This window comes from Marivivens donghaensis, assembly GCF_030410045.1.
In the GTDB taxonomy this organism is placed as follows: Bacteria; Pseudomonadota; Alphaproteobacteria; order Rhodobacterales; family Rhodobacteraceae; genus Marivivens; species Marivivens donghaensis.
The window spans coordinates 56,393-80,104 of the sequence record NZ_JAUFRA010000004.1; the positions used below are offsets into that span (position 1 = coordinate 56,393).

The following is a 23,712-nucleotide window of genomic DNA, read 5'->3' on the forward strand; positions in this document are numbered from 1 at the left end:
GGAGTTCACACCGTGACCGATCCGCAAATCGCTCTTACCATGCTGGGCATCTTTATTGCCTGCGTGTTTTTGGGCTTCCCGATTGCCTATACGCTCATGGCGATTGGCCTAGGCTTTGGCTACTACGCCTATTTTGACGCTGCCCGCATGTGGCGCAGCTTTAACCGACTGACAGAAGACGCTGGTTGGTGGGACTCGACCTCTCTGTGGCTAGAGGGGTTCTATAACAACCGTATCTTCGACCTCTTCATCAACCAAACCTACTCAGTCATATCAAACGAAGTTCTCACGGCGATCCCGCTGTTCCTCTTTATGGGCTACATCGTGGAACGTGCGAACATCGTTGATAAGCTGTTCAGCACGCTTGCACTCGCATCGCGCAACATCCCAGGTTCGCTCGGCGTGGCGGCTCTTATCACTTGTGCGCTCTTTGCGACCGCAACGGGTATCGTGGGCGCGGTTGTGACCCTGATGGGCCTCTTGGCGCTGCCGCAGATGCTTAAGATGCGCTACGATCACAGCTTTGCGGCTGGTATCATCTGTGCGGGCGGTACGCTGGGTATTCTGATCCCGCCGTCGATCATGCTGATCGTTTACGCAGCATCGTCGGGCGTTTCGATCGTACGCCTCTACGCTGCGGCTCTGCTGCCGGGTCTCGTGCTGGTTGGCCTCTACATCACTTACATCGTTGTGCGGTCGATCCTGAACCCGAAACTCGCGCCGAAACCGACCAAAGAAGAACTGCCCGAGGTTCCGACGGGCAAAATGCTCTGGATGCTGGCCACCAGCTTCCTGCCGCTTGCGATCCTTATCCTCTCGGTTCTTGGTTCCATCCTCTTTGGTCTGGCAACCCCGACCGAGGCAGCCTCTATCGGTGCGCTGGGTGGTATGGTTCTGGCGATTGCCTACCGTGCAATGACCTTTGATCGTCTGCGCGAAAGCGTCTATCTGACTGTCCGCACCACCGCGATGGTGTGCTGGCTGTTCGTTGGTTCTTATGTGTTCTCGGCTGTCTTCAGCTACTTGGGCGGTGAACAGGTGATCGCAGAGTTTGTGACCCACCTCGATCTGACACCGATCCAGTTCCTGATCATCGCTCAGTTGATCATATTCCTTCTCGGCTGGCCGCTGGAATGGTCCGAAATCATCATCATTTTCGTGCCAATCTTCCTGCCGCTTCTGCCGATGTTCGGGATTGATCCGCTGTTCTTTGGTGTGCTCGTGGCGCTGAACCTTCAGACCAGCTTCTTGACCCCACCAATGGCGATGAGTGCGTACTACCTCAAAGGTATCGCACCGCCGCAGGTCAAACTGCTCGAGATCTTCAAGGGCGTGCTGCCGTATTGCGGTATGGTCGTGATAGCCATGTTACTCATGTACACCTTCCCGCAGATTGTCTTTAGCCTACCGGATGCCGTCTATGGTCCGCAGCGCTAAGACACAGGCCATACTCGGTTTGGGGGCGGTCGCTTTGCGCGACCGCCTCGCTTCGGGTGAATTCACGGCCGTCGATGTGGTCGAGGCCTACCTTGACCGCATTGCCGAATATGAACCGCAGGTTGGTGCTTGGGCGTGGCTCGATGGCGATCACGCCATTCAACAGGCGCAGCGTCTGGATCAATGGCGGCAAATGGGACGTCCCTTGGGTCCGCTTCACGGGCTACCTGTTGGTCTCAAAGACATCATCGACACCAAAGGCATCCCGACCGAAAACGGAACCCCCATCGACGCGGGTCGTGTCCCGTCCGAGGATGCTTGGATCGTCGCACGCCTGCGGGCTGCGGGTGCGATCATCTTGGGCAAAACGGTCACGACTGAGGCCGCGTTCATGCACGCGGGCAAAACCCGGAACCCGCATAACCCCGATCACACCCCCGGTGGCTCGTCCTCTGGCTCTGCGGCTGCAGTCGCGGCGGGCATGGTGCCCTTTGCCATCGGTACGCAAACGGGCGGCTCTGTCATTCGGCCCGCATCGTTCTGCGGGATCGTTGGGTTCAAACCCACCTTTGGCCTCATCCCGCGCACAGGTATCCTGCCGCAATCGCCACACCTCGACACAGTCGGCGTCTTTGCCCGCACCGTCGAAGATTGCGCTCTCTTGACCGAGGTCATCGCAGGTCATGACCCTCTCGACCGCGCAACATCCCCAGTTCCAATGCCACGGATGCTCGACGTGGCGATGTCGAAACCACCCGTGCTGCCTGACTTTGCCTTGGCCCGTATACCCGGATGGGATCAGGCCGATCCGCAAATGACCGCCGCCATCGAAGAACTGGTCGACCTCTTGGGCGACAAATGCATTGATGCCCCGCTGCCCGAACTGAGCCAAGCCGCAAAAACCCGCGAGCTGATCAACTTCGCTGAAATGGCAAAATGTTACTACCACTTGGAGGCCCGTGGGCGGGATCAACTGTCGGACAAACTCCGCACCGCCATCGACAAGGGCAAAGACGTCATGGCCCGCGACTACATCTCTGCGCTGGATTGGCGCGAGGTGTTGAACGCTGGGTTCGAGGCGATCTTTAACCGCGCGGACGCGATTATCTGTCCTGCCGCCCTCGGCCCTGCGCCCGAAGGGTTAGAGGACACAGGTAACCCGATCTTTAACGGGCTTTGGACCTTGGCAGGGATGCCCAGCGTCACGATCCCGCTCTTTGTCGCGGAAAACGGAATGCCAATGGGGGTCCAGCTTGTTGGTCGTCGCAATGATGATGCGCGGCTCTTGCGGACAGCCAAATGGCTCAACTCACATATAGAAACACTCGAAACAGGGAACTGAGACTATGAACAATACGATTGCTGTATTTGCGTTTTTGGTGGTCATCGCCTTCTTGTCGATCCTTGTGATCCATGTCCCGCGCGTTGACTTGGTCTCAGTGATTGCAATCACGGTGGCACTGGGCCTTTGGGACCTCTACACCACCTGCTTTGCCAAAAAGAGCTAAGCACAGATAAAAACGGGCGGCCCTAGAGCCGCCCGTTTTCGTTTAACTATCTGACCTCAGAGCGTGGCGAGGAAGTGATCAATGCCCGCCTGTGCGACCTCACGGTCTTGGGCTGGGGTGCCTGACGACACGCCAATGCCGCCCACAACGTCCCCGTCTACGATGACGGGCAGACCGCCACCGACGACCATCAAACGACCCCCGATTGCAGAGTCGATGCCATAGGTCGGACCACCGGGTTGGCTGATCGCGCCGTAATCATGCGTCGCCTTTTTCGCCGCAGACGCTGTAAAGCTCTTGTCGATGGCGATAGTGATCGACGTGACCTTGCCGCCGTCCATCCGTTCAAAAGCCACCAGATTGCCGCCTTCGTCTGTGATCGCGATGCACATCGGCACGCCGATTTCAGTCGCTTTGGCCCGCGCACCCTCAAGGAGGATGCGCGCGTCGTTCAGGTCTAGTCGCTTAATGATTTGCATGACGTTCTCCGATCACTTCGCAGCAGCTTTGACGCGCAGGCGCGCCTTATACAGCAGCGGCTCAGTGTAGCCCGATGGCTGCGAAATGCCTTCGAGCACCAGCGCACGCGCCGCATTGAACGCCTCGCCATCGAACGACGGTGCCATTGGTTTGTATGCCGGATCGCCTGCGTTCTGCGCGTCTACCTTCGGTGCCATACGGCGGAACGCCGCTTCGACCTGATCGACGGTGCAGATGCCATGCTCGATCCAGTTGGCGAGGTATTGCGACGAAATCCGCAGTGTCGCACGGTCTTCCATCAGTGCCACATCGTCGATGTCTGGCACTTTGGAACAGCCGATGCCCTGATCAACCCAACGCACCACATAGCCCAGAATGGACTGGCAGGCGTTGTCCAACTCGCGGGTCACATCCTCGTCCGACACATTGCGGCCGATCATGACAGGCGGTGTCAGCAGCGCGTTCTGCGAGGCATGGTCACGCGACCGCAGCTGGTTTTGAACCTCGGACACATTCACATGGTGGTAATGCGTCGCGTGCAGGGTCGCAGCGGTGGGAGAGGGGACCCAAGCGGTGTTTGCACCCGCCTTCGGATGGCCGATTTTCGCCTTGAGCATATCCGCCATATCGTCCGGACGCGCCCACATGCCTTTGCCGATCTGCGCTTGACCTGTGAGGCCAGCCGCCAGACCTGTGTCCACGTTGCCGTTCTCATAGGCACCGAGCCACGAGCTCCCCGCCATTTCACCGCGCGGGATCACAGGGCCCGCCTGCATCATCGTGTGGATCTCATCGCCCGTACGGTCGAGGAAGCCGGTGTTGATGAACACGCAGCGCGTCTTAACCGCGTTGATACAGGCCGCGAGGTTCGCCGAGGTGCGGCGCTCTTCGTCCATGATGCCGAGCTTTACGGTATCGCGCGGCAGGCCGAGCATGTCCTCAACCCGACCATAGAGCGTGTTGGCAAAGGCAACCTCTTCGGGGCCATGCATCTTTGGCTTCACGACGTAAACAGACCCGCTGCGCGAGTTCCGCATCCCGTCGGTTTTAGCCAGATCGTGCATCGCGCAGGCCACGGTGATCACCGCGTCCATGATGCCCTCGGGGGTTTCTTCGCCGTTCATCAGAACTGCGTTGTTGGTCATCAGGTGACCCACGTTGCGCACCAGCATCAGCGCACGACCAGGGTGGGTGACGGCCTCACCATTCGGCGCCGTATAGGTCACGTCATCGTTCAGACGACGGGTCATGACCTTACCGCCCTTGTCAAAGCTCTCTTCCAGCGTGCCTTTCATTAAGCCCAGCCAGTTCGCATAGACAACGCATTTGTCCTCAGCGTCCACTGCAGCGACAGAGTCCTCGCAGTCCTGAATAGCGGTCAGTGCGCTTTCCAGACGGATATCCGAAATGCCAGCAGGATCGGTCGCGCCAATTGCGCTCTCGCGGTCGATCTTAATCTCGATCAGCAGGCCGTTGACGCGCAGCATCACATCGCCGTTCGCACGGTAGCCCGCGTATTGGCTCGCATCTTTCAGCGTGGTCGCAGCGCCACCAACGGTGATCGACAGAGCCTCACCCGCGTCCAGCGCCTCAACATCCGCCCACGACCCATTGGCCAGCGGTGCGACCTCATCTAGATGCGTACGCGCCCAGGCAACAACCTTTGCGCCGCGCTCAGCGTCATAGCCTTTGCCCGCAGGCTTTCCTTCGATCGCATCGGTGCCGTAGAGCGCATCGTAGAGCGACCCCCAACGTGCGTTCGCCGCGTTCAGCGCAAAGCGCGCATTCATCACAGGCACAACCAGCTGCGGACCCGCAATGCTTGCGATCTCTGGGTCAACGTTTTCAACCTTGATCTCGAACGGGGCAGGCGCGGGCTGAAGATAGCCGATCTCGCGCAGGAACGCGTTCGCCTCTTCGACGTCAAAGTCCTTGCCCTTCTGCGCCTTATACCACGCATCGATCTGCGCTTGCAGATCCTCACGCTTTTCAATCAACGCGCGGTTCACAGGCACGAGGTCCTTGAGAAGGGCGGAATACCCATCCCAAAATGCATCAGCATCAATGCCAAGCAGGATTTCGTTTTCAATGAGAGCCGCCAGATCAGCAGACACCTCAAGTTCAGAGCGTTTTACATAAGTCATAGCGGCCTCCATTTTTTAAAAATGTAGACCGAGGGCAGGCGGGGTGTTAACCATCGACGAAATAGTTTTTCACGATGCGGAAAATGTCGATGAAACAGAAAGTCGGATCAGTTCAATCGGTGCAGCGGGCCATGACCCTGCTCAAGGCCCTTGCGGCGTCAGATGAAGGTCACCGCGTCAGCGATCTTGCCAAGGGTGCGGGCCTCGCTGTGTCCACCACCCACCGTCTGTTGACCACACTCGAAATCGACAACTTTGCCTACTTCGATCCAGAGCGTGCGCTCTGGCACATCGGGCGCGAGGCCTACTCTGTCGGATCGGCCTATGTGCAGAAATATAACTTCGTAACCCCCGCCTTGCCCTACCTGCGAAAACTGCGGGACGAGACACGCGAAACCGCGAACCTCGGCGTGCTTGACGGAGAGCAAATTGTTACGATTTCTCAAGTAGAAAGCCGCGAAATCGTCCGCGCCATTTCCCCCACAGGCGGGCGCGTTCCGGCCTTTTGTTCGGGCATGGGTAAGGCCATTTTGGCGACGTGGTCAGACAATCAAATCGAACGCTTTGCAGAGCGGGCAGGGTTCCACCCAATGACCCCTCGGTCGCACCGAAACCTCGACACATTGATGACCGAAATCCGCCACATCCGCGAGGTCGGATATGCCGTCGATGACGAAGAACACGCCGCTGGTTTGCGCTGCGTTGCGGCGGTGGTTTTGTCGCGGGCAGAGGATGCAGTCTGCGCGATTTCCGTCTCTGCACTCTCTTCGCGCCTTTCCCCTGATCGCATCAGCGAAGTCGGCGTTCGCATCCGCGATATGGCACAATCATTGACAGAATCGCTGCGCGGAACCGCTTAATCGTCCATTTTTCCACTAGATGGAAAAACTGGAAAAATTGCGTTGGTCTTTCCGCGTTTCGGCCTATTGTTAAGTCAGGGAGGACGAACCGATGGACATGCCAATTCCAAGCGCAGAGATTTTGTCGCGCCGCGCAGATCATATAGCCGCGCTCAAATCCGTGGTGCCTGCGGACCGCGTGATTGAGGACGTGATTGGCCTGCGTGCCTACGAATGTGACGCACTCACTGCCTATCGCTGCACGCCCCTCGCCGTGGTTCTGCCCTGCAACACCGAAGAGGTCGCCGCCGTCCTGAAACTCTGCCATGACCGTGGCATCCCTGTCGTTCCACGCGGCGCTGGCACCTCACTCGCGGGTGGGTCGCTGCCGACGGCGGACGCTGTTGTTGTCGGCGTTGCCCGTCTGACGGATGTGCTCGAAGTCGATTATGACGACCGCATCATGCGCATCCAAACTGGCCGCACGAACCTCTCTGTCACCGCCGCAATCGAAGAGGACGGCTGGTTCTACGCCCCCGATCCATCGTCCCAGCTCGCCTGTGCGATCTCTGGCAACATCGGTATGAACTCTGGCGGGGCGCATTGCCTCAAATACGGGGTGACGGTTAACAACCTCTTGGGCCTGCGGATGGTGCTGATGGACGGCACGATCATCGACCTCGGTGGTGCTCATATGGATGCAGGCGATATCGACCTTCTGCCCGTGGTCTGCGGTGCCGAAGGCCAGTTGGGTATCGTGACCGAAGCCACGCTGCGCATCCTGCCCAAACCCGAAGGCGCACGCCCTGTCATGGTGGCCTTCGGATCCTCCGCCGTCGCGGGCGCTTGCGTGTCCGACACCATTCAGGCGGGCATCGTCCCTGTTGCCATCGAATTCATGGACCGCCCATGCATTGAAGCCTGCGAAGCTTTCGCCAAAGCGGGCTACCCCGATTGCGAGGCGCTTTTGATCATCGAGGTAGAGGGTTCTGACCGCGAAATCGATCACCAACTTGCCCTGATCCGCGAGATTGCCGAACGCCATAACCCCGACGAAATCCGCGAAAGCCGTTCTGCCGATGAATCCGCCCGCATCTGGTTAGGCCGTAAATCGGCCTTTGGCGCGATGGGGCAGATCAATGACTACATGTGTCTCGACGGCACGATCCCTGTGTCTGAACTGCCCTACGTCCTCGAACGGATCGGCGAACTTTCCAAGGAATACGGCCTCGGCGTTGCGAACGTTTTCCACGCGGGCGACGGCAATATGCACCCGCTGATCCTCTTTGATGCGAATAAACCTGGTGATCTCGAACGGTGCGAAGCGATGGGGGCTGATATCCTCCGCCTCTGCATTGAGGTCGGCGGCTGCCTCACGGGCGAACATGGCGTTGGCATCGAAAAACGCGACCTCATGCACGCGCAATTCAACGCCCAAGACCTAGAGGCGCAGATGATCGTTAAGGATGTGTTCGACCCGAAATGGCTCTTGAACGCGGCCAAAGTATTCCCGCTTGATGCGTCAGAGGCCCGCCGCGCATGACCCAAACCACATTCACCCCGACGACCGAAGACGAACTGTCCGACATTATCGCGTCTGCCATTGGGCCGTTCGACATCGTCGGCGGCGGCACGCGCCATACGCCTGCGGGCCATCAGCGTCTTTCGACCGCTGGGCTATCGGGCGTCCGCCTTTATGAACCTGGTGCGCTGACCCTCGTGGCTGGGGCAGGGACCACAATGGCAGAGATCAACGCGCTCTTGGCGGATAACGGCCAGCGTCTGCCATTTGAGCCAATGGATCACCGCGCGGTTCTGGGCACCACAGGCGAACCAACACTCGGCGGGATGATCGCGCTGAACCACTGCGGTCCGCGCCGCGTTCAGGCGGGATCGGCCCGCGATATGCTCTTGGGCCTGCGGTTTGTCGATGGCAGCGGACGCATCGTGAAAAACGGTGGCCGCGTGATGAAAAACGTGACGGGCTATGACATTGCACGCCTTCATTGCGGGGCGCGTGGGAAACTTGGCGTGATGACCGAAATCTCGCTCAAGGTGCTGCCACTGCCCGAACGCACCGCCACTATGGCACTGGCCGAACCATCACCCATCGCAGCGGTTGCGGGCTTGTCCAAAGCGCTCGGTTCCCCGTTCGAAGTCAACGGTGCCGCATGGCATCAGGGCCGTATTCTCCTTCGGGTCGAAGGGTTTAACGACTCCGTCAGCTATCGCGCCGACCAGCTCGCGGGCCTCCTACCGGGTCTGACCCTCGTCGATGAAAACCCATGGGACGATCTGCGCGACGCGCGTTTTGCGGCCACCACAGATCGCGACATTTGGCGCGTGTCCCTGCGGGCCAGCAACGGCGCGAAAGCGGCTGAGCGGCTGATGGGCATGGGCGTAGATGTGACCTTGGATTGGGGCGGTGCGCTCCTCTGGGCGAGCACGGATAACGGCTTTGACCTGCGTTCTGCCCTCGGCGGGCTACACGGACACGCCACGCGTCTGCGCGGGGCAGGGGATGCGCCCGCGCTCGAACCCGCCGCTGACGGCGTTGCCCAACTGACCACTGCATTGCAAAAAGCCTACGACCCACGCGGGTTGTTCAACGGGTGATCCATGAAAACTGAATTCACAGCAGAACAGCTCGCCATTCCCGCCATCGCGCGGTCCAACGAAATCCTGCGGTCCTGCGTCCACTGCGGGTTCTGCACGGCGACCTGTCCGACCTATCAAATCCTTGGCGACGAAATGGATAGCCCCCGTGGGCGCATCTACCTGATCAAGGATATGCTGGAAAACAACCGTCCTGCGGATGCGGAAACGGTCAAACACATCGACCGTTGTCTCGGCTGTCTGGCTTGCATGACGACTTGCCCGTCGGGGGTGCATTACGCGCATCTCTTGGACCATGCTCGTAGCCATATTGAGGCGACCTATAAGCGCCCGCTCTTTGATCGGGTGCTGCGTTGGACGCTGGCGCGGATCATTCCATACCCGTCGCGGTTCCGCCTCGTACTGCGTGCGGCTCGTATCGGTCGCATCCTCGGCCCGCTTATGCCTGACCCACGTCTACGCGCCATGCTCGCGCTGGCCCCAGACCGTATCGTGCCGCCCGCTGACCACGACCGCCCGCAAACCCACGCGGCCCAAGGCGCGGCTCGGAAACGCGTGGCCCTGATGACAGGCTGTGCGCAAAAGGCGCTCGATTCAGAGATCAACGCCGCCACCATCCGCCTTCTGACCCGCCTCGGCGTCGAAGTGGTCATTCCAGAGGGCGAAGGTTGCTGCGGTGCCATCGTCCACCACATGGGCCGCGAGTCCGAGAGCCACAGCTTTGCCCGTCAGAACATCCAGACATGGGCGCGTGAGATGGATGGCAAAGGGCTCGATGCGATCATCATCAACACGTCGGGATGCGGCACCACGGTCAAGGACTACGGCCACACTTTCCGCAACACCGATCTGGCCGAAGATGCCGCGCGAGTGTCAGGCATCTGCCGCGATATTACCGAATTCCTCGCCACGCTGGACCTGCCCGAACAGCCAAAACAGAACATGCGCGTGACCTACCACGCGGCCTGTTCGCTCCAGCACGGCCAAAAGGTCAAAGACGCGCCAAAGGCGCTCTTGACCCGCGCAGGTTTCGACGTGGCAACGCCCAAGGATTCCCACCTCTGCTGTGGTTCTGCAGGCACCTACAACCTCTTGCAGCCGGAAATCGCGAATGAACTCAAGGCCCGCAAGCTGGCAACGATCAACGACACCAAACCCGACGTGATCGTAGCAGGCAACATTGGCTGTATGACCCAGATCGGGTCAGGCGCAAACGTGCCCGTGTTCCACACGGTTCAATTGCTCGACTGGGCCTACGGCGGACCAAAGCCAGAGTAGGGGACTACTCTGGCCTTTTTGCCCGTTTACCCGCGTCCGATGAACGGCATCGCGGTCGCCATGATGGTCATGAACTGAACGTTCGTCTCTAGCGGCAGTCCCGCCATATACATCACGCTCGTCGCGACTTGAGCCACGTCCATCGTCGGTTCGACCTTGATTGACCCATCCGCCTGCGCAATGCCCTTGGTCATCGGTGCAGCCATTTCGGTCAGCGCATTGCCGATGTCGATCTGACCGCAAGCAATGTTGAACTGCCGCCCATCGAGGCTCAGCGTCTTTGTCAGCCCCGTCACCGCGTGTTTCGACATGGTGTAGGGCACCGATCCCACCCGTGGAGCATGGGCAGAGATCGACCCGTTGTTGATGATCCGTCCGCCCTGCGGCGACTGATGCCGCATCATCCCATAGGCCGCACGGGCACAGAGGAACATGCCCGTGATATTGATGTTCGACAGGTTAAGCCAATCTTCGACCTTGATCTCGTCGATATGCGCCGCAGGAACGCCGACGCCTGCATTGTTGAACAACACATCGAGCCGCCCCCAGGTGTCGCGCAGCGTGGCAAAGCCCGCATTGACCTCGCTCGGCACGGTCACGTCGAACGGCAGGACGAGCGCGTTCTCATGCCCCTGTGCCGTCTCGGTCAGCGTTTCCGCGCGGCGACCGACCAGAGCCACCCGCCAGCCGTTTTCCAGAAAATGACGCGCCGTGGCCCGTCCGATGCCGCTCCCGGCCCCTGTGATCATGATTGTTTTCATCGTGTTATCGCCCAAGTCAGCCCCCATTACACCGTCAGCAACACTGCGCCCGTTACACCGCCTGCTTCGATGGCGGCATGAGCCTCTGCGGCCTGCGCCAGTGGGAACCGACGCCAGACGTTCGGCTTGATCACACCGCGCTCTGCCGCATCGAAGACGGCCTTAGCCCGCATGCGATATTCGGCCTCGTCGACCGCATGGTTGGCAATAGTCGGGCGGGTGATGAACAGCGATCCCTTGGTGTTCAGCGTCGACATTTCGACCGCAGCAGGCGCGCCAGAGGATGCCCCCATCGACACCATCAACCCACGCGGGGCGAGGCAGTCGATGGACGTGTCAAACGTTGCACGCCCCACGCCGTCATAAACCACCTGAACCTTCGCGCCCTTGGTAAATGCGCTCACCTCTTCAACGATGTTATCTGTGCCCCAGATCAACACCAGATCACAGCCCGCGGCCTTTGCCGATTCAACACTATGCGCACAAGACACAACGCCGATCACCGTCGCGCCGATTTCCTTGGCCAATGCGGTCAGGATCTGACCCACGCCGCCCGCAGCCCCGAAAACGAGGATCGTATCGCCCGCTTTGACTTCGCCTGTGGCGGTCAGCAGATATTCCGCCGTGATCCCCTTGAACAAAATCGCCGCCGCGTCCTCAAAACTCAGCGCCTCGGGGATTTTCACGGCCCGCGCCGCAGGGATATTGCGGGCAGAGGCATAGGCCCCAACAGGTCCCAGAATATAGGCTATCCGATCGCCAACGCTGTAGCCCGTGACACCTTCGCCAATCGCCACAACCCGTCCAGCCCCCTCAAGCCCCAACCCATTCGGAACCGCAAACGGCGCTGTGCCCTTGCGCTGCATCACGTCGAGATAGTTGATCCCAATCGCCTCATGTTCGATCCGCAATTCTCCCGCTGCGGGGGCCACTGGTTCTACTTGAACGGCGTGCAAAACCTCGGGTGCACCAGTTGTCTCCAACCTGATCACTGTATCCATCGTCGGGCTCCTCCTCCCTGTCTTTCGGAAACGCTAGCGACCGTTTGAACGGTTCACAATCATTTCCCTGAGGGAACTGGCGCAGCCCGCCACGATTGCCAGCGATTTCCGAAAATTCCTTCAGATAGGGCGACCCATCCACTGCTTTCGCACGACATTCCGCCCATAGGCCCCGTGGCTATGCGGTTGGCGGTATCTCCCCCCTTGCAAAACGGACCTTTCCCCTACATAGACAGGCGCTGAACCCCACATAGGCTGCCTTTTCCATGACCGACCTGTCCCACATCCGGAACTTCTCGATCGTTGCTCACATTGACCACGGTAAATCCACGCTTGCGGACCGTCTGATCCAGTCGACGCAAACCGTTGCTGACCGCGATATGAAGGCGCAGCTTCTCGACAGCATGGACATCGAACGCGAACGCGGCATCACCATTAAGGCGAACACCGTCCGCATCGATTACCTCGCTGACAATGGTGAGAAATACGTTCTCAACCTGATCGACACTCCCGGACACGTCGACTTTGCCTATGAGGTCTCCCGCTCAATGCGCGCGGTTGAAGGCTCGCTCTTGGTCGTGGACTCGACCCAAGGCGTTGAGGCACAGACCCTCGCCAACGTCTATCAGGCCATCGACGCGAACCATGAAATCGTGCCAGTCCTGAACAAGATCGACCTCCCCGCAGCAGACTGCGAACGCGTGGCGGAACAGATCGAAGACGTGATCGGCATCGACGCCTCTGAGGCGCTCCAAGTTTCTGCGAAATCTGGTATCGGCATCAAAGAAACGCTCGAAGCCATCGTCCACCGTCTGCCCGCCCCCAAAGGCGACCGCGATGCCCCGCTCAAGGCGATGCTCGTGGACTCGTGGTACGACAGCTACCTCGGCGTTGTGGTCCTCGTCCGTATCGTCGACGGCGTTCTGCGCAAGAACGACAAAGTCAAATTTATGTCCAACGGCACCGTCCACCACGTGGACCGTATCGGCGTTTTCAAACCCGCCATGCTCGCCGTTGATGAACTTGGACCGGGCGAGATCGGCTTCCTCACCGCATCGATCAAACAGGTGCGCGACACCCGCGTGGGTGACACCATCACCCACGACAAAAAGGGCGCCGACACACCGCTTCCGGGCTTTAAGCCGTCGATCCCTGTGGTCTTCTGCGGCCTCTTCCCCGTCGACTCCTCCGAATTCGAGGACATGCGCGACGCGATCGAAAAACTCGCCCTCAACGACGCTTCCTTCTCCTACGAGATGGAATCCTCTGCCGCCCTCGGCTTTGGTTTCCGCTGTGGCTTCCTCGGCCTTCTCCACCTCGAAGTGATCCGTGACCGCATTGAGCGCGAATATAATATCGACCTGATCACCACCGCGCCCTCCGTGGTCTATCACCTGCACATGAAATCGGGCGAAGTGCGCGACCTGCACAACCCCGCTGACATGCCCGATCAGACCCTCATCGACCACATCGAAGAGCCCCGCATCAAAGCGACCATCCTCGTGCCCGATGAATACCTCGGTGACGTGCTCAAACTCTGTCAGGACCGCCGCGGCATCCAGCTGAACCTCACCTACGCAGGTTCTCGCGCGATGACCGAATACGACCTGCCCCTGAACGAGGTCGTCTTTGACTTCTACGACCGCCTGAAATCCGTGACCAAGGGCTATGCCTCCTTCGACTACCACCTTGTCGGTTACCGCGAGGATAACCTCGTCAAAATGTCGATCCTCGTGAACGAAGAACCCGTGGACGCGCTCTCCATGCTGGTCCACCGTGACCGTGCCGAAACCCGTGGCCGCGCCATGTGTGAAAAGCTCAAGGACCTGATCCCGCGTCACATGTTCAAAATCCCGATCCAAGCGGCCATCGGCGCCAAGGTGATCGCCCGCGAAACCCTTTCCGCCATGCGCAAAGACGTGACGGCCAAGTGTTACGGCGGCGACGCCACCCGTAAACGCAAACTTCTGGATAAACAGAAGGCGGGTAAGAAGAAGATGCGTCAGTTCGGCAAAGTCGAAATCCCGCAGGAAGCCTTCATCTCTGCGTTGAAAATGGACGATTGATCAACGCGCTAAGGTGTAGTTACATGAAAGCCGCTCCGGTTCGGGGCGGCTTTTTTGATTGGTGGGGAAGATGTATTTAGACATCGCGAAATTGTCAGGGCATTTTAAACATCCGCTTGTATACTGGGGGGCTTCTATTTTTGTCTCCATTCATGCGGTCTATTTTGGGTATCTTTTAAATATACCATCAGAAATTCGAGAGTTTTTGGGCTTGCAGTTCTACGCCGCACTGCAGTCAGAAATAGTTCAGTCAATTTTTTATTCTGGTGTAATATCTGGTGTATTTGTTCTTATCCTACATTTTCTTGACACTTTTTCGACCGTATTGAAATATAGAAAAATTAGGTGGAGACGGTTCCATAGGTTGATTATTAAATCACCTATTAAATTGAATATGGGATTAACGCTGTCAGTCTTTCCATTGTTTTATACGGCTGATCCCTATGGGTTAGTTGGGTTAGTGATTTTGTTTGCTATTCTTATAAGGGATATGGAATTCAAAATGATTGAATTTCAAACGGTATGCATAGATTGGTTTTTGCTGATTTTAGATAACAATTTGAAAAAACGAAAGCGAAAGAATCTTGAGATAAATCGAGAACTTTTGAGATACAAGGAGCTCTTAGATCGCGGGGAGCGCGTGTTATCGGTTAAACTCAGATATCAAAAAATTAGATTATTCATTAACGATGTTCGTTCAGGGTTCTTTGATTTTTCTTTTAAGATTGCACGAAGTGCAAACAAGAAAAATAAATTAAGATTGAAGATATACAAAATGAACAATGGGGGGCGAAGTTCAGTCATCACCTATCCACTGGCTGTCCTTGTTTTTGTTGCTGCGGGTGCGTTGAAATTAAGCGGGGAACTGAAGGAGTATTTATTGATAGAAAATTCTAATGGAGAGTTATTAGAGTTGTCATTTATAGGTCCTGCAGAAAGCGATCTTCTATTGTTTTTCGATGGGGAGGATTTCGTTTTGCTCCCCTCCACCAATTTTTCGAAAATTTCTTCTAGCCCTATAACGTCACCAGAAGAGAGTTGATCTGATTGCTGCCCGCCAATCACTTCTTCCGCGTCCGCAACTCCTGCTCGCGCATGAGCATCTCGATCTGGTGGTCATAGGCCGCCCACATCACGCGGCGGCGTTTGGCGTCGATGTCTCGTTCGTGGTCGGTGATGTCTTTGCCCATCAGCCGCTCCATCGCGCGGAGTTGGTAGAACGGCACCACCCCCGCGACGAGGCGGCGGTGTTTGGTGATCCAGACGTGGGTGCCCATGCGGTCGATCCATTCGACATAGGCATTGGCGCGGGTGCGGAACGTGGTGAGCGACACTTTTTTGAACTGAGGCAACGGGTCGAGGTGCATTTGGGGCAAAACCTTCCATAAGGAATTCAAAATACGTCCTGTTTTGCGGAAAATCGGACTCTTTACGGGGTTTTGGCCCAGTAACGGACCGTGACGGTGCACGGTTAATACGTCCTGTATTTGCCTCAAACAGGTGCGATTAGGTTTACCAAAACGCTCCTAACGTCCCCTTACACAACCGTGCGGTGGGGGTGAGGCCACAAGATGTAGGGATTGACGCAGATCAACGCGGAGTGGCGTTAATATAAGTTAATCTCAACATATTGGCATTTGTTGACAGGAGGCATCCATGCTTCGCCTTGCATCTATTCTCTATTCGTTGATCGGCACCACCCTCGCGGGTTCGCTCGTTGTTGCAGCACTTACAATGGGTTACGACACGCTGAACCCCATCCTCATCGCGGCTGGCGTGGGCTTTGTCGCCGCTCTGCCCGTGACGTGGCTGGTCGCTAAAGCGATCCAGAACGCATAAATCTCGACGGAAATCAGTGGCATCGGCGTTTACCTATAAAGGAGACGCCAATGCCCACAGTTTATCTCCTTATTATCAGCGCTTTATCGGTCGCCGCCGTCTATTCGTCCTCAATAATCTAGGTTGAGGAACGTCCTGACCGCCAGTTCAAATTCCCGCGGTTTTTCCGCATGCAACCAATGCCCCGTTCCAGGGATTTTGGCAAAATGCGCGTTGGGGAATAACTCTTTGATTTTGTTTCGGTATTCGGGCAAAACATAGGTCGAATTTGCGCCTGACAGGAACAGCGTTTCGCCCTCAAACCGCTTGCCCGTGACATCAGGAAAGCCCAAAATCGCAGGCATATTCACCTCAAGCGCATCCAGATTGAGCTTCCAACGTTTCTCTTTTAAATCAAGGGATTGCAGGAAAAACGCCTGTAGCCCTTCGTCTAAATGCGCCAGCTGAGCCACCGCATCTTGCCGCTTTTCCACAATATTTAGATCAACAGCCCGCATCGCATCAATATTTTGTGTCTGCGTATGGCTATAAGCAATCGGCGCTATATCTGCCACAATCAGCCTGTTAACCTTTTCAGGGTAATTCAAAGCCACCATCATCGCCGATTTGCCACCCATCGAGTGACCGAGGATATTCCATTTTTTTTCAATGACTTCCGCGATGTCATCGGCCAGTTCGGGGTAGGTGTGGCTGTCGTTCCAAGGGCTGCTGCCGTGGTTGCGCATATCGACCGCCACGACCTCACGTTCATCTGAAAGACGTTTCGCGATCACACCCCAATTGCGGCCTGACCCGAAAAGTCCGTGTGCAATCAAGAGGTTCGGTTTGTCGGTCGGTTCGCCGTGGCGGATCGTGTTCAGCATAATCTTTCCCCAATTTGGCACAGGTATATCGACCGATAGGGCAAAGAAAAAGGGCCGCGACATTGTCGCGACCCCTTTGATCATGTAGCTCTGGTTGCCCTTAGAGGGTCGGGTAGAGCGGGAACTTTTCGCACAGGGCTTCGACTTCGGCTTTGACCTTAGCTTCGACCTCTGCGTTGCCGTCGGCGCCGTTTGCAGCCAGACCGTCGACAACCTCAACGATCCAGTCAGCGATCTGACGGAACTCTGCTTCTTTGAAGCCGCGGGTGGTGCCAGCTGGCGAACCCAGACGAACGCCCGAGGTTACGGTCGGTTTTTCAGGGTCAAACGGGATGCCGTTTTTGTTGCAGGTGATGTTTGCGCGACCCAGAGCGGCTTCGGTTTCGTTGCCTTTTACGCCTTTGGGGCGCAGGTCAACGAGCATCAGGTGGCTGTCGGTGCCGCCAGTTACGATGTCGAGGCCACCTTTCATCAGCTGGTCTGCGAGCGCCTGAGCGTTTGCAACAACCTGCTTCTGATACTCTTTGAATTCGGGGCGCAGTGCTTCACCGAATGCAACCGCTTTGCCTGCGATGACGTGCATCAGCGGGCCACCCTGAATACCCGGGAAGATCGCCGAGTTCAGTTTCTTTGCGATGGCTTCGTCGTTGGTGACGATCATGCCGCCGCGCGGACCACGGAGGGTCTTGTGGGTAGTTGTGGTAGCAACGTGTGCATGCGGGAACGGCGACGGGTAGAGGCCAGCAGCCACGAGACCCGCAAAGTGTGCCATGTCGACGAGGAGGTATGCGCCAACGCTGTCTGCGATTTCGCGCATTTTAGCGAAGTCGATGATGCGCGGGATAGCCGAGCCACCTGCGATGATCATCTTCGGCTGGTGTTCGGTGGCAAGAGCTTGGATCTGGTCGTAGTCGATCTGGCTGTCTTGCTGGCGAACGCCGTATTGGATCGCGTTGAACCATTTGCCCGACTGGTTCGGCTTTGCGCCATGGGTCAGGTGGCCGCCTGCGTCGAGCGACATGCCGAGGATGGTGTCACCCGGCTGGAGGAGGGCTTGGAACACGCCTTGGTTCGCTTGCGAACCAGAGTTCGGCTGAACGTTTGCGAATTCACAGTTGAACAGCTGTTTTGCGCGTTCGATCGCGAGGGTTTCAGCGATGTCTACGTATTCGCAGCCGCCGTAGTAACGCTTACCAGCATAACCTTCGGCGTATTTGTTGGTCATGACAGAGCCTTGGGCTTCCATCACAGCTTTGGATACGATGTTTTCCGAAGCGATCAGTTCGATCTCGTGGCGCTGACGGCCCAATTCAGAGCGGATCGCAGCAAAAAGATCGGGGTCACGGGTTTCAAGGCTTTCGGTGAAAAAACCAGCGTCGGTGGCAGTCATACGCACGTCCTCAGAGTAGGAGTTTTGATTGAGTGTTGTTTAGGGGTTCTAGCGGCGCGGGGAAAGTCGCGAAAACGTCATAATCATCATGAAAGCGAAGCAAAGGCGGGAAAGGGGGCCATGATCGGGGATATTTTCGCGCATAGGCAACTTTGGCGGTGCAGGGCGACGGTTCCTTTGCTACCCATTGATCATTGACCGGAGGGGACAATGACGAAAATTGCCTTTGTTGCCAGTGATGCACCCACCGCCCAGAATGCTCTGGAGCGTCTTTTGGCGCGTTATAAATCGGTGCCCGTCGAAGAGGCTGAGGTCATCGTCGCCTTGGGCGGGGATGGGTTCATGTTGCAGACCTTGCACGGGACGGAACATCTGGACCTGCCTGTTTACGGGATGAACCGTGGCACGGTCGGCTTTTTGATGAACGAATACCACGAGGACGATCTGTTGTTCCGTCTCGCCGCTGCGGAGGAAGAGCAGTTCAACCCGCTTTCCATGACCGCAGAGACCAATGATGGCAAAGTTCATCATGCGCTGGCGATTAACGAGGTGTCGCTCTTGCGCGAAGGGCCTCAGGCGGCGCGTTTGCGGATCACGGTCGATGGAAAGCTGCGGATGGCCGAATTGGTCTGTGATGGTGCGCTGCTTGCCACGCCCGCGGGGTCCACGGCCTATAACTATTCCGCCCACGGTCCGATTTTGCCGATTGGTGCGGATGTGCTGGCCTTGACGGCTGTGGCTGCGTTCCGTCCACGGCGGTGGCGCGGGGCGTTGTTGCCGAAATCGGCTGAGGTTCAGTTCGATGTGATCGACCCTAAAAAGCGTCCCGTGATGGCGGACGCGGATGGGCGGTCGGTGCGGGATGTTGCGCGGGTCCGGATTAAGACGGCGACGGATGTGGTGCACCGCATCATGTTCGACCCAGGCCACGGATTAGAGGAACGTCTGATCCAAGAACAGTTCGTATAGAGTAAGAAAAGGCGGCAGGATGATCCTACCGCCTTTGTCTATTGGTCTGTCGGTCGATTACGACTTCGCATAGCCCATCGGGATCAGAGCCGCGCGGATTTCATCCAAGATCGCAGGATCGTCGATGGTCGCGGGCATCTTGAACTCATCGCCGTCCGCGATTTTCACCATCGTCGCGCGCAGGATTTTGCCCGAACGGGTTTTCGGCAGGCGATCCACCACGGTTGCGAGTTTGAACGCAGCCACTGGGCCGATCTGGTCACGGACGAGTTTGACGACTTCTTTGATGATTTCATCGTGCGGGCGGTTGCAGCCCGAGTTGAGGCAGAGGAAGCCCATTGGTAACTGACCTTTGAGGTCGTCACCAACACCGATCACGGCGCATTCGGCCACGTCAGGGTGCGAGGCGAGCACTTCTTCCATCGCGCCAGTCGACAGGCGGTGGCCTGCCACGTTGATCACGTCATCGGTGCGGGCCATGATGTAGAGGTAGCCGTCCTCGTCCTTCATCCCTGCATCGCCCGTTTCATAGTAACCGGGGAAGGTGTTCAGGTAGGACTTGCGGAAACGTTCTTCGGCGTTCCACAGGGTCGGCAGTGTGCCCGGAGGCAGAGGGAGTTTCACCGCAATCGCGCCGAGCTCTCCGTCTGGGACAGGGTGACCAGCATCGTCGAGGATCTGCACATCATAGCCCGGCATAGGAACGGTCGGGGAGCCGATTTTAACAGGGAGCGCTTCGATCCCCGCGGGGTTGCCCGCGATGGTCCAGCCGGTTTCGGTCTGCCACCAGTGGTCATAGACAGGCACGCCCAGCACATTTTGCGCCCAGACGATGGTGTCAGGGTCAGCGCGTTCCCCAGCGAGGTAGAGGGCACGCAGGCAGGAGGTGTCGTATTTCTTAATGAACTCGCCCTTCGGATCTTCGCGTTTGATCGCGCGGAACGCGGTCGGTGCGGTAAAGAACGAACGGACGTTGTGTTCTTGGATCACGCGCCAGAAGGTGCCAGCGTCGGGGGTGCCGACAGGTTTGCCTTCAAAGACGATGGTGGTGTTGCCGTGCACCAGCGGACCGTAGGTGATGTAAGAGTGACCTACGACCCAACCCACGTCCGATGCAGCCCAGAACACATCACCCGGATCGACGTTATAGATGTTCTTCATCGTCCAGTTCAGCGCGACCAGATGGCCTGCGGTCGGACGAACGACGCCTTTGGGCTGACCTGTGGTGCCCGAGGTGTAGAGGATGTAGGCGGGGTGGTTGCCCTCAACAGGGACACATTCCGCAGGCTCAACACCGAATTGGAAGCCGTGCCAGTTAAAGTCACGACCTGGGATCAGTTCTGCGACTTCTTGTTCTCGCTGGAAAATAACGCAGAAGTCGGGCTTGTGAGTGGCTTGTTCGATGGCACCGTCGAGGAGCGGTTTGTAGTGCACAACGCGGTTCGGTTCCAAACCACAGGATGCCGCGATGATCGCTTTGGGTTTCGCGTCGTCGATCCGAACAGCCAGTTCGTGCGCCGCAAAACCACCGAACACGACCGAGTGGATCGCGCCAATACGGGCGCAGGCCAGCATCGCCTCAAGAGCTTCGGGGATCATCGGCATGTAGATGATGACGCGGTCGCCTTTTTCGATGCCTTTGGCACGAAGCGCACCAGCAAGCGATGCCACACGATTGCGTAGTTCGACGTAAGAGATCGACCGTTTGGTGTGAGTGATCGGGCTGTCATAGATGATCGCAGCCTGCTCGCCGCGACCTGCCTCTACGTGGCGGTCAACGGCGTTGTAGCAGGTGTTGACCTTTGCATCCGAGAACCATTCGTAAATCGGAGCGTTGTCATCAAACAGTGCCTTGGTCGGAGCCTCGACCCAGTCGATTGCCTTGGCCTGTTCCATCCAGAACCCTTCGGGATCAGATTTCCAGCTGTCGTATACGTCTTTGTAGGTCATAAGAGCTCCTCCTCTTGCTTGGGTAATGGTCTAAGCGAGAGGGGATCAGGCAAGCAACAATGTTAGCGTCCAGAGCGACGCTTTGGCGCAAAAAATTTGCAGAAAAGGGGTGTTGTGGGTTGCAAATTTTTGCAAACTTTACAGAAATATACGGATTTCGGTAAAAATAGGCGAGGTTTGCAAAGTTTGGTGTCAGATTTTGTAAATCTGTCTTTGCAGAGATTCTAGCTGTGGCGCCCCTGTTGCCAAGAGCGCCACAACCCGATTTTAGCCGTAGTGCGACACTGGCGTGCCCGCGATTGCCGACATGTTCAGCAGGCCGCGTGCTGTGATCGACGGGGTGACGATGTGGGCGCGGTTGCCCATGCCCATCAGGATCGGGCCGACCTCAAGACCGCCGCCTTTCATTTTGAGAATATTGCGCACACCAGAGGCCGCGTCAGAGTTTGCAAAGATCAGCACGTTGGCCGAACCCTTCATGCGGCTCTGCGGGAAGATGCGTTCGCGCAGTTCAGGATCGAGCGCTGCGTCGATGTGCATTTCGCCCTCATAGCAGAAATCACGTGTCTCTGCGTCCAAGAGCGCCATCGCGGCCCGCATCCGACGACCCGAGTCAATGTCGAGGCTACCGAACTGCGAATGAGAACAGAGCGCGATGTTCGGCGTGATGCCAAAGCGTTTTGCGTGGCGTGCAGCACCGATCACGGTTTTTGCGATCTGCGCGGGGGTCGGTTCAGGGTGCAGGTGGGTGTCTGCGATGAACAGCGGGCCGTCCTCAAGGATCATCATCGACAGAGCGGCGGTCGGTTCATGTCCGTCGCGGCCCAGAACTTGGGTCACGTAGTTGAGGTGCCAAAGGTATTGACCAAAGGTGCCGCAGATCATGCTGTCGGCCTCGCCACGCTGCACCATGATCGCCGCAATCGCGGTGGTGTTGGTGCGCATGATGGCCTTTGCCAGATCGGGCGTGACGCCCTGACGTTCCATTAGGCTGTGGTAGGTGGTCCAGTAGTCGTAGTAGCGCGGATCGTTTTCGGGGTTCACGATCTCAAAATCGACCTGCGGACGGATTTTCAAGCCAGCGCGTTCACACCGGCGTTCGATGACTTCGGGACGACCAATGAGGATCGGGGTCTCTGTGGTTTCTTCGAGAACGGCCTGAGCGGCGCGCAGAACGCGTTCGTCTTCGCCCTCGGAGAATACGATGCGGCGCGACGCAGTGCGGGCGGCTTCGAAGACGGGGCGCATGAGGAGCGCGGATTTAAAGACCGACCCGTCGAGGCGTTTCTTATACTCCGCCATATCGTCGAGCGGGGTTTTCGCAACGCCAGTTTCCATCGCCGCCTTTGCCACGGCAGAGGCCACAACGCCCATAAGACGCGGGTCGAACGGTTTCGGGATCAGGTAATCTGCGCCAAAGGTGAGCTTTTCACCTTGGTACGCAGCAGCGGCTTCGGCGCTGGTGGTTGCGCGGGCGAGGGCGGCGATGCCTTCAACGCAGGCGATCTGCATTTCGTCGTTGATCTCTGTCGCGCCCACGTCGAGGGCACCGCGGAAGATGAACGGGAAGCAGAGCACGTTATTGACTTGGTTCGGGTAGTCCGAACGGCCTGTCGCGATGATCGCATCAGGCGAGGCTTCGCGGGCGAGGTCAGGCAGAATTTCTGGTGTCGGGTTTGCCAGTGCAAAGACGATTGGGCGGGTCGCCATTTTCTTGACCATCTCGGGTTTCAGGACACCCGGACCAGACAGGCCAAGGAACAGGTCCGCGCCTTCGATCACCTCGTCCAGTGTACGCAGGTCAGAGGCCTGAGCGTAGGCTTCTTTCTGCGGGGTCATTTCTTCAGTGCGGCCCTGATAGACCAGACCCGCGATGTCGCAGAGCCATACGTTTTCACGCTTCACGCCAAGTTTCAGGAGCATGTTAAGGCAGGCAATACCTGCTGCGCCGCCGCCTGTAGAGACGACCTTAATGTCTTCGAATTTCTTGCCTGCGACGTGCAGCGCGTTGGTGGCAGCAGCACCCACAACAATCGCGGTGCCGTGCTGGTCGTCGTGGAACACAGGAATGTTCATGCGTTCGCGGCAGATCTTTTCGACGATGAAGCAATCAGGCGCTTTGATGTCTTCGAGGTTGATCGCACCAAAGGTCGGTTCGAGCGAACAGACAATCTCGGCCAGTTTGTAGGGATCGGGTTCGTTCAGTTCGATGTCGAAACAGTCGATGTTCGCGAACTTCTTAAAGAGAACCGCCTTGCCTTCCATAACGGGCTTGGACGCCAAGGCACCGATATTGCCAAGGCCCAGAACTGCCGTGCCGTTTGTCACAACACCAACAAGGTTGCCGCGCGAGGTATAAGCGCGCGCGGTTTCCGCGTCGGCCTTGATCTCCAGACAGGCTTCGGCCACGCCGGGGCTGTAGGCGCGGGCAAGGTCACGTCCGTTTGCCAGAGGTTTGGTTGCGCGGATTTCCAGTTTCCCCGGTTTCGGGAACTGGTGGTAGTCCAGCGCTGCCTGACGCAGGTTGTCCTTGCTCTTGTCGGTCATGTGGTCATTCCTTTTTAGTTTAGC

General features: G+C 57.6%; 20 protein-coding genes. 11 read left to right on the forward strand and 9 right to left on the reverse strand.

Annotated features, from left to right (window positions below; translation table 11 throughout):
* Window positions 1-12 precede the first annotated feature (12 nt).
* Genes QWY83_RS03760 through QWY83_RS03770 form a run of 3 tightly spaced genes read left to right on the forward strand, consistent with a single transcriptional unit; the run spans window position 13 to window position 2,945 of the window.
* Window positions 13-1,437 carry a TRAP transporter large permease gene (locus QWY83_RS03760; protein ID WP_249946517.1) on the forward strand — a complete coding sequence of 475 codons (1,425 nt, stop codon included), beginning with the start codon at window positions 13-15 and terminating at the stop codon, window positions 1,435-1,437.
* Window positions 1,421-2,779, forward strand: coding sequence for an amidase (locus QWY83_RS03765; protein ID WP_249946516.1), 1,359 nt, complete (start codon window positions 1,421-1,423; stop codon window positions 2,777-2,779). The genes QWY83_RS03760 and QWY83_RS03765 overlap by 17 nt, the downstream gene beginning before the upstream one ends.
* Before the next feature lie 4 nt (window positions 2,780-2,783).
* Complete coding sequence (locus tag QWY83_RS03770; RefSeq protein ID WP_249946515.1) at window positions 2,784-2,945, forward strand: hypothetical protein; 162 nt, start codon at window positions 2,784-2,786, stop codon at window positions 2,943-2,945.
* 56 nt (window positions 2,946-3,001) lie between these two features.
* On the opposite strand, the gene QWY83_RS03775 is transcribed toward QWY83_RS03770, so the two are convergent.
* Together QWY83_RS03775 and QWY83_RS03780 are read right to left on the reverse strand one after the other, a co-directional pair.
* A complete protein-coding gene (locus QWY83_RS03775) occupies window positions 3,002-3,424 on the reverse strand; it encodes a GlcG/HbpS family heme-binding protein (RefSeq protein ID WP_249946514.1) in 423 nt (140 codons plus the stop codon).
* A gap of 12 nt (window positions 3,425-3,436) precedes the next feature.
* Window positions 3,437-5,569, reverse strand: coding sequence for a malate synthase G (locus QWY83_RS03780; RefSeq protein WP_249946513.1), 2,133 nt, complete (start codon window positions 5,567-5,569; stop codon window positions 3,437-3,439).
* Window positions 5,570-5,658: 89 nt separating this feature from the next.
* On the opposite strand from QWY83_RS03780, the gene QWY83_RS03785 reads away from it, so the two are divergent.
* From QWY83_RS03785 to glcF, 4 genes are all read left to right on the forward strand, one after another.
* A complete protein-coding gene (locus QWY83_RS03785; RefSeq protein WP_245918061.1) occupies window positions 5,659-6,429 on the forward strand; it encodes an IclR family transcriptional regulator in 771 nt (256 codons plus the stop codon).
* Between the two features lie 91 nt (window positions 6,430-6,520).
* Window positions 6,521-7,951: an FAD-linked oxidase C-terminal domain-containing protein gene (locus QWY83_RS03790; protein WP_249946512.1), complete on the forward strand. Its 1,431-nt coding sequence runs from the start codon at window positions 6,521-6,523 to the stop codon at window positions 7,949-7,951.
* Window positions 7,948-9,024: an FAD-binding protein gene (locus QWY83_RS03795; RefSeq protein WP_249946511.1), complete on the forward strand. Its 1,077-nt coding sequence runs from the start codon at window positions 7,948-7,950 to the stop codon at window positions 9,022-9,024. Before QWY83_RS03790 ends, QWY83_RS03795 begins: the two co-directional genes overlap by 4 nt.
* Before the next feature lie 3 nt (window positions 9,025-9,027).
* Window positions 9,028-10,302, forward strand: a complete 1,275-nt coding sequence (gene glcF / locus QWY83_RS03800) for a glycolate oxidase subunit GlcF (RefSeq protein ID WP_249946510.1) — start codon at window positions 9,028-9,030, stop codon at window positions 10,300-10,302.
* Between the two features lie 26 nt (window positions 10,303-10,328).
* Here the strand turns inward: glcF and QWY83_RS03805 are convergent, their stop codons facing one another.
* Both QWY83_RS03805 and QWY83_RS03810 read right to left on the reverse strand, forming a co-directional pair.
* Window positions 10,329-11,063 (reverse strand): SDR family oxidoreductase, encoded by a 735-nt coding sequence (locus QWY83_RS03805; protein WP_249946509.1) that lies wholly within the window; start codon window positions 11,061-11,063, stop codon window positions 10,329-10,331.
* 26 nt (window positions 11,064-11,089) lie between these two features.
* Window positions 11,090-12,064, reverse strand: a complete 975-nt coding sequence (locus QWY83_RS03810) for a quinone oxidoreductase family protein (RefSeq protein ID WP_249946508.1) — start codon at window positions 12,062-12,064, stop codon at window positions 11,090-11,092.
* Between the two features lie 266 nt (window positions 12,065-12,330).
* On the opposite strand from QWY83_RS03810, the gene lepA reads away from it, so the two are divergent.
* Window positions 12,331-14,130, forward strand: coding sequence for a translation elongation factor 4 (lepA, locus tag QWY83_RS03815; RefSeq protein ID WP_249946507.1), 1,800 nt, complete (start codon window positions 12,331-12,333; stop codon window positions 14,128-14,130).
* Between the two features lie 70 nt (window positions 14,131-14,200).
* A complete protein-coding gene (locus tag QWY83_RS03820) occupies window positions 14,201-15,172 on the forward strand; it encodes a hypothetical protein (RefSeq protein WP_249946506.1) in 972 nt (323 codons plus the stop codon).
* A gap of 19 nt (window positions 15,173-15,191) precedes the next feature.
* Here the strand turns inward: QWY83_RS03820 and QWY83_RS03825 are convergent, their stop codons facing one another.
* A complete protein-coding gene (locus tag QWY83_RS03825) occupies window positions 15,192-15,497 on the reverse strand; it encodes a hypothetical protein (protein ID WP_249946505.1) in 306 nt (101 codons plus the stop codon).
* Between the two features lie 289 nt (window positions 15,498-15,786).
* On the opposite strand from QWY83_RS03825, the gene QWY83_RS03830 reads away from it, so the two are divergent.
* Complete coding sequence (locus QWY83_RS03830) at window positions 15,787-15,969, forward strand: CTP synthetase (RefSeq protein WP_249946504.1); 183 nt, start codon at window positions 15,787-15,789, stop codon at window positions 15,967-15,969.
* A 110-nt stretch (window positions 15,970-16,079) separates the two neighbouring features.
* Here the strand turns inward: QWY83_RS03830 and QWY83_RS03835 are convergent, their stop codons facing one another.
* Window positions 16,080-16,832 (reverse strand): alpha/beta fold hydrolase, encoded by a 753-nt coding sequence (locus QWY83_RS03835; protein WP_249946566.1) that lies wholly within the window; start codon window positions 16,830-16,832, stop codon window positions 16,080-16,082.
* A gap of 100 nt (window positions 16,833-16,932) precedes the next feature.
* Window positions 16,933-18,222, reverse strand: a complete 1,290-nt coding sequence (gene glyA, locus QWY83_RS03840; protein ID WP_105235510.1) for a serine hydroxymethyltransferase — start codon at window positions 18,220-18,222, stop codon at window positions 16,933-16,935.
* Window positions 18,223-18,432: 210 nt separating this feature from the next.
* On the opposite strand from glyA, the gene QWY83_RS03845 reads away from it, so the two are divergent.
* Complete coding sequence (locus tag QWY83_RS03845) at window positions 18,433-19,191, forward strand: NAD kinase (protein ID WP_105235509.1); 759 nt, start codon at window positions 18,433-18,435, stop codon at window positions 19,189-19,191.
* A gap of 57 nt (window positions 19,192-19,248) precedes the next feature.
* Here QWY83_RS03845 and prpE read toward each other — a convergent pair whose 3' ends face one another.
* Window positions 19,249-21,141 carry a propionate-CoA ligase PrpE gene (gene prpE / locus QWY83_RS03850; protein ID WP_249946503.1) on the reverse strand — a complete coding sequence of 631 codons (1,893 nt, stop codon included), beginning with the start codon at window positions 21,139-21,141 and terminating at the stop codon, window positions 19,249-19,251.
* Between the two features lie 267 nt (window positions 21,142-21,408).
* Window positions 21,409-23,688 (reverse strand): NADP-dependent malic enzyme, encoded by a 2,280-nt coding sequence (locus tag QWY83_RS03855; RefSeq protein ID WP_249946502.1) that lies wholly within the window; start codon window positions 23,686-23,688, stop codon window positions 21,409-21,411.
* Window positions 23,689-23,712 lie beyond the last annotated feature (24 nt).